18 protein-coding genes are annotated in these 16651 nt (G+C 35.0%); 3 read left to right on the plus strand and 15 right to left on the minus strand.

Translation table 11 applies throughout. From position 1 onward, the window contains the following. Positions 1-138 precede the first annotated feature (138 nt). From HHU08_RS15005 to HHU08_RS15045, 9 genes are all read right to left on the minus strand, one after another. Positions 139-1911 carry an ATP-binding protein gene (locus HHU08_RS15005; RefSeq protein WP_169188790.1) on the minus strand — a complete coding sequence of 591 codons (1773 nt, stop codon included), beginning with the start codon at positions 1909-1911 and terminating at the stop codon, positions 139-141. Continuing rightward, the gene (locus HHU08_RS15010) at positions 1908-2624 is read right to left on the minus strand and encodes a response regulator transcription factor (RefSeq protein ID WP_016203164.1); all 717 of its coding nucleotides are present in this window, start codon (positions 2622-2624) and stop codon (positions 1908-1910) included. Before HHU08_RS15010 ends, HHU08_RS15005 begins: the two co-directional genes overlap by 4 nt. 294 nt (positions 2625-2918) lie before the next feature. Next, positions 2919-3647 carry a 23S rRNA pseudouridine(2605) synthase RluB gene (rluB, locus tag HHU08_RS15015; protein WP_016203165.1) on the minus strand — a complete coding sequence of 243 codons (729 nt, stop codon included), beginning with the start codon at positions 3645-3647 and terminating at the stop codon, positions 2919-2921. Between the two features lie 467 nt (positions 3648-4114). Continuing rightward, entirely contained in the window at positions 4115-4648 is a 534-nt protein-coding gene (locus tag HHU08_RS15020; protein WP_016203166.1) for a spore maturation protein, read from the minus strand. Between the two features lie 6 nt (positions 4649-4654). Beyond that, on the minus strand, positions 4655-5242 hold the full coding sequence (locus tag HHU08_RS15025) for a nucleoside recognition domain-containing protein (RefSeq protein ID WP_016203167.1): 588 nt from the start codon (positions 5240-5242) through the stop codon (positions 4655-4657). Continuing rightward, complete coding sequence (locus HHU08_RS15030; protein ID WP_016203168.1) at positions 5235-6386, minus strand: D-alanyl-D-alanine carboxypeptidase family protein; 1152 nt, start codon at positions 6384-6386, stop codon at positions 5235-5237. The genes HHU08_RS15025 and HHU08_RS15030 overlap by 8 nt, the downstream gene beginning before the upstream one ends. 289 nt (positions 6387-6675) lie before the next feature. Further along, the gene (locus HHU08_RS15035) at positions 6676-7569 is read right to left on the minus strand and encodes a superoxide dismutase (RefSeq protein WP_016203169.1); all 894 of its coding nucleotides are present in this window, start codon (positions 7567-7569) and stop codon (positions 6676-6678) included. Positions 7570-7736: 167 nt separating this feature from the next. Next, a complete protein-coding gene (scpB, locus tag HHU08_RS15040; protein WP_101730939.1) occupies positions 7737-8318 on the minus strand; it encodes an SMC-Scp complex subunit ScpB in 582 nt (193 codons plus the stop codon). A 4-nt stretch (positions 8319-8322) separates the two neighbouring features. After that, positions 8323-9075 (minus strand): segregation/condensation protein A, encoded by a 753-nt coding sequence (locus HHU08_RS15045; protein ID WP_169189696.1) that lies wholly within the window; start codon positions 9073-9075, stop codon positions 8323-8325. Positions 9076-9278: 203 nt separating this feature from the next. On the opposite strand from HHU08_RS15045, the gene HHU08_RS15050 reads away from it, so the two are divergent. Further along, positions 9279-9797 (plus strand): DUF309 domain-containing protein, encoded by a 519-nt coding sequence (locus tag HHU08_RS15050; protein WP_169189697.1) that lies wholly within the window; start codon positions 9279-9281, stop codon positions 9795-9797. A gap of 91 nt (positions 9798-9888) precedes the next feature. Here HHU08_RS15050 and HHU08_RS15055 read toward each other — a convergent pair whose 3' ends face one another. Next, on the minus strand, positions 9889-10254 hold the full coding sequence (locus tag HHU08_RS15055) for a GNAT family N-acetyltransferase (RefSeq protein WP_016203172.1): 366 nt from the start codon (positions 10252-10254) through the stop codon (positions 9889-9891). A gap of 554 nt (positions 10255-10808) precedes the next feature. Between HHU08_RS15055 and HHU08_RS15060 the strand changes: the two genes are divergently transcribed. Both HHU08_RS15060 and HHU08_RS15065 read left to right on the plus strand, forming a co-directional pair. Continuing rightward, positions 10809-10982 carry a hypothetical protein gene (locus tag HHU08_RS15060; protein ID WP_156827790.1) on the plus strand — a complete coding sequence of 58 codons (174 nt, stop codon included), beginning with the start codon at positions 10809-10811 and terminating at the stop codon, positions 10980-10982. After that, a complete protein-coding gene (locus tag HHU08_RS15065) occupies positions 10983-11849 on the plus strand; it encodes a DUF1002 domain-containing protein (RefSeq protein ID WP_169188791.1) in 867 nt (288 codons plus the stop codon). It abuts the gene before it with no gap. A gap of 57 nt (positions 11850-11906) precedes the next feature. Here the strand turns inward: HHU08_RS15065 and lysA are convergent, their stop codons facing one another. The 5 genes from lysA to HHU08_RS15090 form a co-directional block, all read right to left on the minus strand. Then, on the minus strand, positions 11907-13232 hold the full coding sequence (lysA, locus tag HHU08_RS15070; RefSeq protein WP_169188792.1) for a diaminopimelate decarboxylase: 1326 nt from the start codon (positions 13230-13232) through the stop codon (positions 11907-11909). Between the two features lie 284 nt (positions 13233-13516). Continuing rightward, positions 13517-14995, minus strand: coding sequence for a spore germination protein (locus HHU08_RS15075; RefSeq protein WP_169188793.1), 1479 nt, complete (start codon positions 14993-14995; stop codon positions 13517-13519). Further along, complete coding sequence (locus HHU08_RS15080; RefSeq protein ID WP_016203176.1) at positions 14979-15557, minus strand: stage V sporulation protein AE; 579 nt, start codon at positions 15555-15557, stop codon at positions 14979-14981. Before HHU08_RS15080 ends, HHU08_RS15075 begins: the two co-directional genes overlap by 17 nt. A gap of 36 nt (positions 15558-15593) precedes the next feature. Continuing rightward, positions 15594-16013: a stage V sporulation protein AB gene (locus tag HHU08_RS15085; RefSeq protein WP_016203177.1), complete on the minus strand. Its 420-nt coding sequence runs from the start codon at positions 16011-16013 to the stop codon at positions 15594-15596. Further along, positions 16003-16623 carry a stage V sporulation protein AA gene (locus HHU08_RS15090; protein WP_101730936.1) on the minus strand — a complete coding sequence of 207 codons (621 nt, stop codon included), beginning with the start codon at positions 16621-16623 and terminating at the stop codon, positions 16003-16005. Before HHU08_RS15090 ends, HHU08_RS15085 begins: the two co-directional genes overlap by 11 nt. Positions 16624-16651 lie beyond the last annotated feature (28 nt).

Consider the following 16651-nt stretch of genomic DNA (forward strand, 5'->3'; position numbering starts at 1 on the left):
CAAGTTATACCTGTATGCAAAAACATTATACATACAAAATGGAAAAATAGCTTGTAGGGTCAAAATCTTTTTAAGACACCCCATACGTTCTATTATGTTAAATTGTTTCGCGTGAATCAAGAAGAATCGGCACTTTCTCTAATTTTCTTCTCTATTTCGAGGTAAAAAGATAAAAAATGTCGTTCCTCGACCATATTTACTATAAACAGAAATATCGCCACCATGTGCATCAATAATATTTTTGACAATAGCTAATCCTAAGCCTGTCCCAGCATTCCCTCTTGTTCTTGCTTTATCCGCTTTATAAAAACGCTCAAACACATATGGTAAATCCTCCTCAGGAATACCAGAACCCGTATCTTCAATCTCTATATATACTCCATAATCATCCGATCTACCTCGTAAAAAGACAGTTCCATCACTTGGCGTATGTCGCATACTATTATCCATTATATTGGTTAAAACTTGCTCGACACGATCTGGATCAAGGTCATATTCGCCAATATCTTCGGTAACAGAGACAGTAAGCGTTATTTCTTTCTCTTTAGCGACTGCATTAAACTTTCTAGCTACTCGGTTGATAAATGGATATAGATCAATTGGTTCCTTTCTCAGCTCAATATAGCCAGTTTCCATTCGGGCTAAATCTAAAAATTCGTTAACTAGACGCCCCATTCGTAAGGACTCATCATAGATTACCCGAGCCATTTCTCTTTTTTCTTCCTCTGATTCAGCAATATCATCCACAATTGCCTCACTATACCCTTGTAACATACTTATCGGCGTTCTGAGTTCATGAGATATATTTGCAATAAAATCAATTCGAAGTTTATCTAGCTTACGCTCTTCTGTCATATCGCGAATAACAACAATTGCTCCTCTAATATCCTTTTTGTTATAAAGAGGACTAACAATCATGACCCAGTTCCTACCTTGTAAAGTTACTTCATCTATTTGTTCATTACCTGTATGAACTGCAAGCTGAAATAATTTCCGCAATTCATCCGGTATTTGAGCTTGCATATCGCTCAATTCGCCTTTTTCATAATACCAATGCTGTAGAAATTTTTCAGCAGGCGGATTGGTAAGCAATAAACCGCCATTTCGATTAAGTGTTAGCACACCATCTGCCATTCCACTTAAAATATTGTCTAGCTGTTCCTTTTCTTGGCTTAAGGCATTCATATTAAAATTTAATTTTCTAGCCATTTCATTGAATGCAATCGAAAGTTCACCAATTTCATCCTGAGCCATGATAGGAACTTTTGCCGCAAAATTACCTTGAGCTACTTCAAATGCCGCTTCTCGCATCTTTCTTAACGGGGCAGTGATTCTTGTTAATAAGAAAAAGGCAAATATCGTCGTTAAAATAATGGCAATTACGGCAGCTAAAACAATGAATTTTGCTGTGGATTGTTTAGATTCATTCATCGATTGTAAGGACTGATAGATAAAAACAGCTCCGTCCTCCCCATTCACATGAAGAGGAGACCCCACAATTGCTACCTGTTCAGGTATATTGTCTTTATTGTTTAATTTTGTCATAACGACCGCTGTCTTATTACTTGTTATCACGTTATTTAAAGCTTCATTTCCCTTAATGAAAGAATAGGAAAGTTCCTGCATGCGACTCTCTGGGTAATAATAGACTTGATCTGGAGCGGAAACAATAATTGCTCCTGTTGAAGGATCCAAAAGTTCCCGCACAATTTCCAATCTAGTTTGATTATTATGCTCTTTCATAATTTCGGATATTTTTGTGGCTGTATTGGTTAATTCCGTTTCTGTTTGCTCCTTATAGTATTGTTCAAAATACTCAAGAAGCATGATTGTTAAAATCGTTAGTACTACGGAAACTAGTAATAAAAAGGTGATCCAAAGCTTAAATACTACGCTTCGCCAAAATTTCATCCATTGTTAACCTCAAACTTATAGCCTACTCCCCAAACAGTTACAATCATGCTAGCCGCTTCTTCTGAAACACGATTGAGTTTTTCTCTTAATCGTTTCACATGTGTATCTACTGTTCTTAAATCACCGAAAAATTCATAATGCCATACTTCTTTTAATAATAATTCCCGGTCAAATACTTTATCTGGTGATTTAGCTAAGAAATACAACAATTCATATTCCTTTGGAGTTAGGCCCACTTCCTTCCCACTTGCCAATACGCGATGTGCATCATGATCTATTGTTAAAGCTGGAAAGATGATAACATCCTTTGAAGAACTATCACTTTGTTCAAATGTCGTTTTTGTAGAGCGACGCAACAGAGCTTTCACTCGCAAAACTACTTCTCTTGGACTAAATGGCTTTACGATATAATCATCCGTTCCAACTTCAAATCCTTGAACTCTATTTACTTCTTCTCCTTTAGCAGTAAGCATGATTACAGGAGTAGTTTTCTTTTCTCTTAACTCCTTACATACCTCCATACCATCTTTCCCAGGCATCATCAGATCGAGTAAGATAACATCATAATCTGTGTTTAATGCCTTAGAAAGGGCGCTCATTCCATCTTCCGCTTCTTCCACCACAAACTCTTCTCTTTCTAAGTACATTTTTAGAAGACGTCTAATTCTTTCTTCGTCATCTACCACAAGGATTTTAATTTCTTTCTCCATCGTTCATACCTCCTAACAAAAATACACGAAACTTGTAATCGACTTGTTGTTTCGCTTGGTGCATGTATAAATAAATCTTAATTTCTTTTGCTTATTCATCAAATGGACTCATATTTATACTGCGTTTTTTCCAGTTAAATAGTAATTTATATAAGTGAATTTATCTTATCTGACACAATTATTATAGCATTATTATCATGTAGATATTGTTATCATCCATAAGCAAATGTGACACTTTTATGAACTTTTCGTATATTTCTGTTGTTATCATATTGCAAATATTAAAATTGTACCTTAGCCCTTTTTCTTTTGAGCTTCTGCTCTTAACAATTTCACTTCATGTGCAGTGAGTTCACGAGCGTCACCAGGCTGTAAGCCATTTAAGTTTAAGAAAGAGTATCTCTCCCTTTTTAATTTCATAACAGGTGTTCCAATTGCTTCAAACATTCTTCTTACTTGACGGTTTCTTCCTTCATGAATTTTTAATTCCACAATGCTTGTTCCTTTTTTCTTATCGACAGAAAGAATTTTTGCTTTGGCAGGCGCAGTTTTACCGTCCTCTAGCATAATTCCTCTTTCAAGTTGTTTTACTTTCTCACGAGCAGGAATACCTTTTACTTTTGCAACGTATACCTTTTCAATTTCTCCTTTTGGATGCATCATAATATTTGCAAATTCTCCGTCATTCGTTAAAAGAATAATGCCTGATGTATCATAGTCTAAGCGTCCTATCGGATAAATTCTTGCTTCAATTTCAGAAAAATAATCAGTGACAACTTTTCGTCCTTTATCATCATTAACACTTGAGATTACGCCTCTTGGTTTATATAGAATAAAATAAACCGGTTCTTCTCTCTCAACAGGGATGCCATTTACTTCAATTTTATCATTAGAACCTACTTTCACCCCTAATTCTTTCACTGTTTTTCCATTTACTTTTACTTTTCCTTCAACAATTAATTCCTCTGCTTTTCTTCTTGATGCAATTCCCGCATGGGCAATTACTTTTTGTAGTCTTTCCATCTATATCACCTCATCCAATTTCTCAACAGTAAAAAATGATTGATCGTTTTTTATAACATATTTCTAAAGTTATATACCCTCTTCTATTAGTAACAATTTATTAGAAAACAGACTAATTCAAAACGCTTGATCGTTCTTTTTTTGCCATTCCTATGAATTATGACATAAATTGATGAAATTTCAAAGAAATCTTTGATTTAAGAGGCAATTGATTTACATTTAACGATTTTCCCTTCCAAAGACTCTTTACATTTTATTTATCATTCTAACCTGAAACCTGAATATTTTTGCGGCAACCTCGCCTTTTTTGCTATTCCCGTAGGAGTCTTCATGGATCCAATTTGCTGAGTATTTTCTCTGTCGCAAACCTTTTTTTAGTGCTAATCGAAAAAAATGCTCAATGAAAAAAACAAAAAATGTCTTAGGATAAAGTTTACTTACAAACTTTATCCTAAGACACGGGCTAGTTATTTTCCAAACATTAAAGTTACTACTATTATTGCTGCAATAAATCCTACGAGATCTGCTAGTAATCCTACTTTTAAGGCGTCTCCCATTTTCTTGATTCCTACTGCTCCAAAATAGACGGTTAATACATAAAGGGTGGTATCGGTACTTCCTTGTATAACAGAGGCGAGCCTTCCTATAAACGAGTCTGGTCCATAGGTAGCAATTAAATCGCTTGTCATCCCCAATGCTGCATTTCCGGATATTGGTCTAATGATCGCAAGTGGTGCTACTTCCGACGGAACACCGATAAAATCTAAGACTGGCTTAAGAAAACTCATAAAATATTCTAATGCTCCAGATGCTCGAAATATAGATATGGAAACAAGCATTCCTACTAAATAAGGGATAATAGAGAAAGCAATCTGTATTCCTTCTTTCCCACCTTCTACAAAACTTTCATATGTGGGTACCTTTTTAAATGTTCCGTACAACAAAATAAACCCTATGAGGGAAGGAATCATCCACAATGAAATTAATGATACAATCTCCATCTCATGTCACCCTTTTCTCATTCTCTTATGATAAAAATAGCGATCAATCAAAATTCCACTTATACAAGAGAAAATGGTGGCAATAATGGTTGGTCCTACTATATCTGTCGGAGACGCAGAATGGTAATTCATCCTGATTGCAATTACTGTTGTTGGAATTAATGTAATACTTGAAGTATTTAGGGCAAGAAAGGTAATCATACTATTGCTTGCAGTATTCTTGCCCCCATTCAATCGTTTCAATTCCTCCATTGCTTTAATTCCTAACGGTGTTGCTGCATTTCCCAACCCAAAGATATTTGCCATCATATTTGACAAGATATATCCCATTGCAGGGTGATTCTTTGGTATCTCTGGAAAAAGTCTTGCTACAAATGGTCTAAATAAGTTAGTAAGCTTTCGCAATAATCCTGCCTGCTCTGCTATTTTCATCATTCCGAGCCAGAAGACAAGAACACTAATCAGCCCAATACATATGGTTACTGCTTCTTTAGCTCCTGAGAATATTGCTTTGTTGACTTCATCCATCGTTCCGTTTATTGCTGCGAACACAATACCGATAATAGCTAGGGCTGCCCAAATATAATTAACCATCCTTGCCAACCCCAGTCATTGCCAAAAACATGTTCTTAAAATAATCTAAAAAGCTTTTTGATTCCTTTGCCTTATCATGCTTAAAATGTATCGGTGTACGATCAACAAGCTTACCATCTAAATAGATTTTTGCTTCTCCAACAATTTCAGGCACATACTCTTGATTCTTTTGCCAATTTTTTTTAACTTTTAACAGACTGTATTCTACTTTAAATAGATCTTCTTCCTTGTCTGTAACAGGGTATTCTATGTCGGATTTGATATAAACTTTATTCTTATAAAATTTATTTTTAACCGATTTTATTTTCCCTTCCTCCAGAACCTGAACTTTTTTATACTCTTTAAAGGCTGTTTCAAACATATTTATATGATCATCCCAGTCATCTGGATCATTTAAAGTTACTGCTATATATTCAACTCCATCTTTTTCAGCTGTGCTAACTAACGTTCTTTTCGCTCTCTTTGTATAGCCAGTTTTGCCCCCAGTCGAATATTCATAAAGACTCGTTAATAGTTTGTTCTTATTTCTCCAAACACGATCCCACTTATTATTTGAACTTTCCGAACGATAGCTTTCTGTGCCAGCAATTTTTTTATATGTATCATTATTCATTGCATAACGGGTAAGCAAAGCCATATCATACGCTGAGGAATAATGGTCTTCATGATCGTCAAGTCCGTGAGGATTAGCAAAATGAGTGTGCTTCATACCAATTTCTTCTGCCTTTTGATTCATTAAATAGACAAAACCATCTAAGCTTCCACCCACTGTTTCTGCGATTGCAACTGCAGCATCATTTCCAGAACGGAGCATTAATCCATATACAAGATCTTCTAGTTTTATTTTTTCTCCTGCCTCTAAATAGATGGACGACCCTTCCGTTTTTATTGCATTGTTACTAACAGTCACGGTTTCATCTAATTTCCCCGACTCGACTGCAAGTAATGCTGTCATTATTTTTGTAATACTAGCAATTCTTCGCTCCGTATGTGCATCCTTCTCAAAAATAACTCGTCCAGAATCTTGTTCCATTAAGATAGCACTTTGCGCATTGACGTACATTTGTGCACTGCTTTTTTGTGGAACAGCAAGAAACAGAATGGAGGTAATGATCGTAAGAATAATAAGTTTACGTAATTTCATTTAACACAACCTCGTCTCCTTTTATGGTTTGTACAAGTTTATGAAAAAAAAGACAGACATATGACTAATAAAGTGAAACTTCCACGAGTGGGTGTTTTCCTTCCTCCCCCACTCATGGTTAGTTGAACTAATCGGACCTTTACTTAAGTTTGAGGAGGGAGTCTTACTGTCCGTTAAGAGTCGGATAAATTAACACTTCACTTGTAAAACAAAATATGCAGCCCATATAATATGGCTGCATCTGAAAGATGAAGATAATCAAACTATTTTTTTTGATTATTTGTTTCTTTTAATAAGGTCTCCACTTCAGTTCACTTGCTTTTAAAAATCTATTTTCAACATCTTTCCAGTTTACGATATCCCACCAATTATCTACATATTCTCCCCTATTGTTTTTGTATTGCAAATAGTAAGCATGTTCCCAAACATCAAGTACTAATAGGGGAATCGTGTCCCACTGGGTTAACAGCATATGTCGTTCAGATTGAAGAACTTCTAAATGCCTTGCTCTTGGAGACCATACTAGAAGTGCCCAACCAACGCCCTCTACTGCTTTAGCAGCCTCTGTAAAATGCTCCTTAAATGCTGTAAAGCTCCCAAAATAATTGTTTATTTCCTCCATCAATATCCCTTTAGGTTCGCCACCACCTTTTGGACTCATGTTATTCCAAAAGATAGTATGAAGATAATGCCCCGAACCATGGAAAGCAAGTTCTCTAGACCAATGTTTTACAAGTGCATAGTCCTTATTCTTTCTTGCTGCTTTCAGCTTTTCTTCTGCATTATTTAGTCCTGTTACATAGGATTGATGATGCTTTTGATGATGTAACTCCATAATTTCTTTGGAGATATAAGGTTCTAGAGCATCATAGGCGTAAGGTAACTTAGGTAATTGGTGCTTCCCTGCTGCAACGTTTGGTTCCTTCATAAATATCGTTCCAATCTGCTGCCTCTGTGCAAAATAGCTTTCCATCTGTTCGTGAAGATTTTCTGCTTCATGCTGTATTCTAATTAATTCTTCTGTTTCAATTGGTCGTCTCTGTACACCTTCCATTAACTGTGAAAACTTATCAAGCCTTTTCCAAATACTTTCTTCCTTTTGAACTGCTTCCGCTTCTAATAAACTTTTTAATTCCTGATTCCAAATCAACACATTTCTAACATATTCATTATAACTACTCATCTATATGTCAACTCCATTCTTTCCAAAATCGTTCTTATAAAAGGTATGACAAAAGGATGAGCATCATGTCTTTAAAATGGATGCATCCCTAAACTCGTTAATAAAATTAGTTGGACAATAGCAATACAAATAAAAAAGTATCTAAGCTATTGCCTAGATACTCCTTCTTACTCTTCTATTTGCTGAAAAGATTCAAAAAATAAATCAGCCTCTTCTTGATTAAATTCTTCCTCTTTTTCTGCTAACGGAGGCAGTTCCCCTAAATTCTTTAAACCGAAATGGTCCAAAAACTCTTTTGTTGTTCCATAAAGTATTGCTCTGCCTGCTCCTTCTGCTCTACCAACTTCTTTAATTAGTGCCTTTGCTGATAGGGTATGAAGCGGTCTTTCTGTTTTAACGCCTCTAATTTCTTCGATTTCAGCACGTGTAATTGGCTGCTTATATGCAATGATTGCCAACGTTTCTAAAGCAGCTTGTGATAAAGTCGAAGCATGCGGAGATTCCACTAATTTTTTCAGATAATCAGAATGCTCTTTCTTCGTTGCAAATTGATACGTACCAGCAATTTCAATAATAGAAATTCCTCTTGTTTTATCTTTACGATAACTTTTAATTAGCTCATCTATTAATTGTTCTACCTCTAATTGTTCCATTTCTAACACATGCATCAATTGCTTAATTGTTAATCCTTCATCTCCTGCAGCAAATAAGAGACTTTCAACGATTGCTTTCCAGTCATTCACTTTCAACCTTTTATTCAACTTCCTTTCCCATTACAAAAATATCTGCGAAGTTTCCTTCCTGTTCCACAAATACTTGCCGGCGCTTTAAAAGTTCTAAAATTGCCAAAAATGTCACTACGATATGTGATTTTGTCGCAATTGGAAAAAGTTCATCAAAGGATATTCTCCCTTTTTTATTTCTTAAGAACCCAACAATTTCTTCCATGCGATTTTCTATTGGTATTTCTTGTCTTGTGATTTTTGTCGCTAATGGCACCTGTAATTTTTTTCGTTTCAGTAATTTTTGAAAAGCTGCTAACATGTCATATAAAGAAACATCTAACTCTTGTTTTGCATTTTCTTCCTTATTTAAGCTGAAATCCGATAAATCACTTGGAGGTTTTGTAAAAATAAGACCTCTTTCTAATTCCATCTCTTTTAAATCGTCTGCCGCCTCTTTAAATTTACGATATTCTACTAATCTTTCAATTAGTTCTTCCCGTGAATCTTCTTCTGGCTCATACATTAAATCGTCATCAAGTAAATCTTCTTCATGCTTTGGTAGGAGCATTTTACTCTTAATGGCTAAAAGAGTCGCTGCCATCACCAAAAATTCACTTGCTACATCCAATTGTAACACTTGCATAGCATGAACATAATCTAAATATTGTTCTGTAATTTCTGCCACGTTAATATCATAAATATCAATTTCCAATTTATTGATTAAATGAAGAAGCAAATCTAGTGGTCCTTCAAAACTATCAATTTTCACATTATAATGCATCATTCTCACCAAATCCTATTAGAATACCCTTAACTTAATAATGATAGTATTAATATTAAAGAAAAACAATAGTTATCAAACAGAAAAATCAACCAATTCACTATTTAAGTGTTATCATTACTTTTTTTAGCATTTATCGCTATAATAACAAACATATAATCGGTTGTTAATAAAAACTATTGGAAAAGAAAAAGGAGAAGAATATGTATCCAACGGAATATATGCAATTTCTTGTTCATTTTCATGGTGATCAAGACTTTTTCGAATGTCATGAGATCTTAGAAGATTTTTGGAAAAAGGTTGATAGTCGTAACAAAGAGTCTATTTGGGTAGGATTTATTCTTATAGCAGTCTCTTGCTACCATCACCGCAGAGAAAATTTTATGGGCGCCGAAAAAACGATACAAAAGAGCAGAAAACTATTGGAAAAGAAAAAAGAGGCAATAAGAGAATTAGGTCTTGATGATACAAGAATAATCCTTTTATTAAAGAATCAAGAGGATTGTATTAAAAATAAGCAGGTCTTCTTTCCATATCATTTACCTATTTCTGACCCACAGTTAGAAAGAAAATGTGCTCAATTAGCACATTCCATGGGGATGAAATGGAAAAAAAGTGAGCCAATTCCTTTGGAAATCGTTCACCGACATGTTATGCGTGATAGAAGTATCGTTATAAAAGAGCGCGAACAAGCACTCGAGAAAAAGAAAAGACAATGGTAAGATTTATTCATTGGTTCTACAGTAAAAAGAGGCTTTTCCTTGGGGAAACCAATGTAATTGGTTTAATCCACCTAGAAAAAGCCTCTTATTTCTATTTATCTACTTGAACTCCGTCATTACACTTAGATAAAAAATTTACAATTAACTCATTTGATTTCATCGTTCGATTAGGATAAAGCCCTTTTACCGCCTGTACCATAGCCTTCCCAACCCCTTGATGCCTATGAGAGGGATTGACAGATATATGCTGAATGGTGATAGAAGATTCATCTTCAAAAATAACACCGATTAAACCAATAATATCTTCTTCATCTTTCCATAAAAATAACTGCCAATTTTCTTCCGACTCATATTGTTTAATTGTTTGTTGTAATACTTTTAAATCCTTTTCTGCAGGCATAAAAGATAGTAAACCCATTGCAATCTTTTCAAATGCCTTTTTATATCGAATAATCATTAATATCCCTCATCATTTTTAAAACATATTCACTAACAGTTTTCCCATTCAAAATAAGATTCAATCAATCTTTCTTGATGTTAAATAAAAAAATATTCATCTGCAACGAAACTGAAACGAATTTTTTATCATCCTCTTCCCTTTTTTGTAAGAATTATTAGGACCGCCCCGAAAAAATAGGAGATATGTTATTGGTTCTATCATACATAAATTAGCGATATTCTTCAATGAAAATCTTATCAGCTTTAGGATTCATCGCTTCCTAGGTCAAAATACCCTAAAAGGTACAAATAATAAAGGTCAATATTTTGCATCCTATCACTCTAATTTGGGATAAATGGAGGGAATAATTCGTTTTAAAGGACCTATCTTCGATTTCTGTTCGTTCCTCCTCGCCATTATTCATGCAAGTATATTTTTACAAAGAGAATCTTATATTATTCTACCTAAAACAAGCTCCAATCAATACTTTTCAAAATAAAATCTATTTACTACTATATAAAATATGCATATAAACACAAAAAGCTACACAAATCTTTATTTTTTTAGGAGTTATGGTGAATAATAAAGGGAAAGAAAACATTATGATAAATAGGAAACCTATTACCGTTAAGATACGTCTATTAGATGTAGTTACTTTACATGACGTAATATTGTCCTATTTTAAAAAGATGTATAAGCGCTACTTTTACACTAATACAGCAGTTGGAAAAACAGGAGGGAATTGAATGAAAAAAAATAAACTTTTACTTATGGTACTTGCATTCTTACTATTAATACCGATTCCAGCTTATGCGGATGTCGCCGCTGGAGATATGATTATTACCCTTGGAGAAAACCTAACAGAGGAACAAAAGCAGCTTTTATTAACTGAAATGAAAGCTCCAGAAAATGCAGAAATTATTACTGTTTCCAATCAAGAAGAGCATCAATACTTAGGAAACTATATTTCAAAATCGTTAATTGGTACTAGAGCAATCTCTTCCTCTGCCATTACAATAGGGGACAAAGGTACCGGTATTCAAGTAACAACCAAAAATATAAACTGGGTTACCGATGAGATGTATATTAATGCCCTCATTACTGCAGGGGTAAAAGATGCAAAAATTTATATCACAGCACCTATTGAAGTTTCAGGTACTGCAGCACTGACAGGAATTATCAAAGCATATGAAGTGTCAACTGATACAGTTATCCCAGAAGACGTAAAGCAAGCTGCTAATGAAGAGATGGTAGAAACAGCAAATTTAGGAGAAGATATTGGACAAGAAGAAGCCACTGCTTTAATGGCTAAAATTAAAGAGCAAATAGCAGAGCAAAAACCAAAAACAGTAGAAGAGGTTCAAACAATTGTTCAAGATTCAGCAAAGGAACTAAATATCACACTAACCGAAGAACAATTACAGAGTCTTATTTCTTTCTTTAATAAGCTGAAAGAACTTAACATCGATTGGAATCAAGTGGGTAATCAATTAAACGAAGCGAAAGATAAGTTAACTGGCTACTTGGATAGCGAAGAAGGACAAGGATTTTTAGCAAAGATTAAAGAAGTGTTTGCAAGCATTGTGGATGCAATCAAATCTTTCTTTTCTTAATTTGCTTAACTATCCACTATTAAAAAAGGGAGTCTCATTGACTCCCTTTTTTAATACTTATTTTTTTAATGAAGCTGCTTCTTTAAAAGGTAAATCTAATCGTAATAAATCTTCAAACGATTCTCTTTTCACCACTAATTTTGTTTCGCCATTTTCCACGAACACAACTGGTGGCCTTGGGATACGATTATAATTATTTGCCATAGAATAACCGTAAGCACCTGTACAGAATACGGCAAGTACATCGTTTTCTCCCGCTTTTGGTAAAGGCAAATCCCAAATAAGCATATCTCCTGATTCACAGCATTTTCCTGCAATCGAAACTGTTTCATCTGGAGCTTGTAAAGGTTTATTCGCAAGAACCGCTTCATATTTAGCTTGATATAGAGCTGGACGAATATTATCACTCATACCTCCATCTATAGCTAAATAATTCCGCACGTTAGGTACTTCTTTTCGTGATCCAATTTTATATAAAGTCGTTCCTGCATCTCCTACGAGTGATCTCCCTGGCTCAATCCATATTTCAGGCATCGTCATTTCGAGATTGCTTACTTGTTCTTTTACTTCCTTTATAATCACTTCCACATATTCAGCTGGCTGAATTGGATGGTCTTCCGACGTGTACCGAATGCCAAAGCCCCCACCTAAATTTAATACCTTTGATTCAAATGCATGTTTCACTTTCCATTCTATTAAATGCGCCATTATTTTTTGAGCAGCTAGGACAAATCCTGTTGTGTCAAAGATTTGTGAGCCAATATGGCAATGCAGTCCTAAAACTTCCACAAAAGGAGACTTAGTAGCCTTTAACAAAGCTTTCTCTGCTTGACCATTTTGCAAGTCGAATCCAAACTTTGAATCTTCTTGTCCTGTTAAAATATAATCATGCGTATGAGCTTCAATACCTGGCGTTACCCTTAAAAGAATAGACATTTTTGTCTTTTTTTCTTCACATAATTGCTGAAGCATCTCTAGTTCATAAAAATTATCGACAACAATACAGCCAATCTGATAGTTAATCGCCATCAACAGTTCTTCTTTACTTTTGTTATTCCCATGAAAATGAATTCTATCTACAGGAAAATCAGCAGCTATTGCTGTATATAACTCACCACCAGAAACAACATCTAATGACAAGCCTTCTTCTTCTGCTAATTGAACCATTGCAATAGTTGAAAAAGCTTTACTTGCAAAAGCAACTTGTGCCTTTACTCCAAGTTGATCAAAGGTGTGCTTAAATCCCCTAGCTCTTTCCCTAATCAATTCCACATCATATACATATACTGGTGTTCCAAATTTTTCGACTAATTGCAGCGTATCTACACCACCGATTTCAAGATGACCTGCATCATTCACTTTTGAAGTTCCGTAATAGTGCATTAATTCCCCTCTATTCTCTATAAAATATGTCCCCTATTAAAAACAGACAGTCTATTGTGGAAGAACTTGTCTGTTTTCGTTACCTATTTATCCCACAAATTAATAATTGTAGTTCTCTTCAAATCGTTAAAGTTCCACTTTAATTATCCAAATGTATCATAAATGGAGACAATTCTCAATAGCTGATCACCTAATATACGGGAGAAAGGCAGAATTATCTCCTCTCCTAAAAGAAAAGTATCTGCCTGTCAAATAGTAATCGTGTCTTGGTCGTCTTAAAGCGCTTATGGCTGCTTATAACGATCTCCCGGATGCAAATGGCTTGGTCTTACTTTGTTGCCTGGAACTGCACGACGAACAAGAATTTGTCCTAAAGCGAGTGGATGAAACGGAATAAATGGCCATAAATAAGGAACATTTAGTGTTCTAGTCCGGATTAGGAATAAAAGATACAGCGTCATGCCAATCACAAATCCAGGTGTATGGAAGAATGCTACAAGGATCAACAAAATCAGTCGAACAATTTTGTTGGCAATCCCCAATTCATAACTTGGGGTAGCAAAGTTACCGATGGCAGCAACTGACACATAAAGGATTACTTCTGGAACAAATAAACCAACATCTATTGCAATTTGTCCAATGAGTACAGCTGCTATTAATCCCATTGCAGTTGATAATGGTGTCGGAGTATGAATCGCCGCAATCCGTAAAAATTCAAGTCCTAAGTCTGCAATAAAGATTTGGACCACAATTGGAATATTGGTCGTTTCATTTGGGCCGATAAACGCAATCCTCTCAGGCAATAGAGATGGTTCTAATACCACTAAAAACCACAATGGCAGGAAAAGTATCGAAGCGATAACACCTAAAAATCTTACCCATCTTATAAAAGTTCCGACCATTGGAGCTTGTCTATATTCTTCTGCATGCTGCAGATGATGAAAAAAGGTTGCTGGTGTAATAATTACACTCGGGGATGTATCTACATATATAATAACATGACCTTCTAATAAATGAGTCGCAGCTACATCTGCTCGTTCTGTATATCTTACGAGTGGGTATGGATTATAGCCTTGCTTTAATAAATACTCTTCTATTGTTTTGTCTGCCATTGTCATTCCATCTGTTTTTATGTTTTTTATTTCCTTTTTGACTATATTAATTAAATCTGGATCTGCTACTCCATCAATATATCCAACGGCAATATCTGTTTTCGAACGCTCTCCTATTCTCATAATTTCAAAGCGCAAGCGTTCATCTCTAATTCTTCTTCTAGTAATTGCCGTGTTTACAATTATATTTTCCACAAAGCCATCCCGTGAACCCCGGACTACCTTTTCTGTATCTGGCTCTTCTGGCATTCTTCCTGGATAGCTTCTTACATCAACAATAAGACCATGGTCATACCCTTCAATTACAACGGCAATCAACCCTGAAAGAACTTGGTCAACCAATTCGTCCATTTTTTCAATCTTTTGGACACTTTGATGCACTAATTGATTTTGAACGATATCAAATATATTGTTTGCTTGTGATTTTCGATCAATGTCATTTAAAAATAAGAGCTGCTCCAATAATTCAGCAATCAATACACTATCACATAGCCCATTCACATAATATAAATTGACTTCTTTTCGCATTACTTTTATTTTACGAACACCTAGATCAAAGCTAGTTCCGAGTCCAACCCGATCCTTCATATACTTTTCTATTTTATCTAAATCCTCGTATATTTGGATCTTCTTTTCAGTCTTGCTGCTCATAAAAACCACTTCTTTCTAAAATATATTCTACGGCTTTCCGAGTAATCGGGGCACCTTTTTCATAAGAGTCCTTTTTTCCCATCTTTCCAATGTCTCCGATGCCAACAACAAGAGGGAGATTTAGCTCGTCTAAGATGTACACTGTATCTCCATTTACTCTTCCTAACTCCATTTCTGGAATTCCGTATTTATCAACACCATAAGGCGTTAATTCTCCATCTTGATCTATTGCAACATCAATTTTCGTCCATTCCTCCCTTCTCGTTCTGCTTGCCACAGCAATAACCCCTAAAACTTCTAAATCAGGATGTGTAGCTATGTATTTAAGCGCTTTTTCACCAATACCTTCTCCGACAAAACCACTGTCGTCAAACATAACTAATACTGGGTCATTTTTTGCTCGTTTTATAAGGGAAAGAATTTCTTCTCCACTATGGTGGCTAGGGTTGCCAAAGGAAGTAGAAATACATCTCCCTCCTATTTCTTTTGCTACTATCTCAACGGCTCTTTTGGCATACTCATCTCCATCTGTTATAAGAATTACCCTTCTCCTATTTTCCATTTTCCATACTTCCTTTCTTCTTCCATTACATTGTCATCACGGAATAAAATATATCCAATGAAACAAGGAGCCAAAGATCTTACCAAAAACAAGAGCCATCATTAATATTAATAGTCGGTCATCAATTCCAATTCTCTTTGCTAAAAGAGGGAAGACATCTAGCACCTCCGTTAATGCTGCTGCAATCATTCCAACATAAATACCATCTGCTAATCCCATTAGGATAAGCAGAAAAGCAGGTAAGGAAAAACTCGGTTCTCTCAAAAAAGCAAGTGTTCCTAATACAGCTCCTAACACAGCAGCCCATTCATATGCATAAATTTTACTAAAAGTTTTTGTTAGTTGTGTTAGCCTTGGAATAATACCAAACACTGTTAGAAAAGCAACATAACCAGCACCAACGGTAATCCCCCATGCTAACCCTACAAAGATGACAAATAATATATTAATGATCATCTAATTTTTTTATACTTTCTTTATTTTCATGCATAATCATATATTGATCCAAGGACTGCTGATAATTAAATACTTCCACTTCCAATGGACTTGGCTCTTCATTAAGCCGTTTTTTAAACACATGGTTAAAAAATATGACCATACCAAGACCTAATCCAATGGAATATGGAATCTGAAAGATTAACGGTTTTTCTACTTCTTTCCCTGTTATCATTTTATAAACTCGTTGATGAACTGTTTGCATGCTTACATCTTCATGAAAGTTCATTATTGTTAATCCTGAACCAATAAACAGCAGGAGCCAAACTAATATAAAAAATGGGAGTGTCACTTTTCTCTTCTCAAAAACAACCTCAATAATTGTTTGGGGTGGTCCAATTAATTGGATATCTACTTCCTTATCTAATCTTTTTATCTCACGAATAACTTGTGTACTATCAATTATGATAATGTTTTTATCTTGTGCTGAAATATGGTATAGACATACATTTTTTAGTGTTGACAGCAATTCATCTGTTGCAATAATTTGTGCAAGATCTTTTAGGAAAATCCGATCATTTGACTTTTTTTGAATGCGATGTCTCATGCGAAGATATATAGTCTCTGCCAAAAGTTTCACGTCCTAACACACGTTGTTT

It is taken from the genome of Niallia alba (assembly GCF_012933555.1).
Lineage (GTDB): Bacteria > Bacillota > Bacilli > Bacillales > Cytobacillaceae > Niallia > Niallia alba.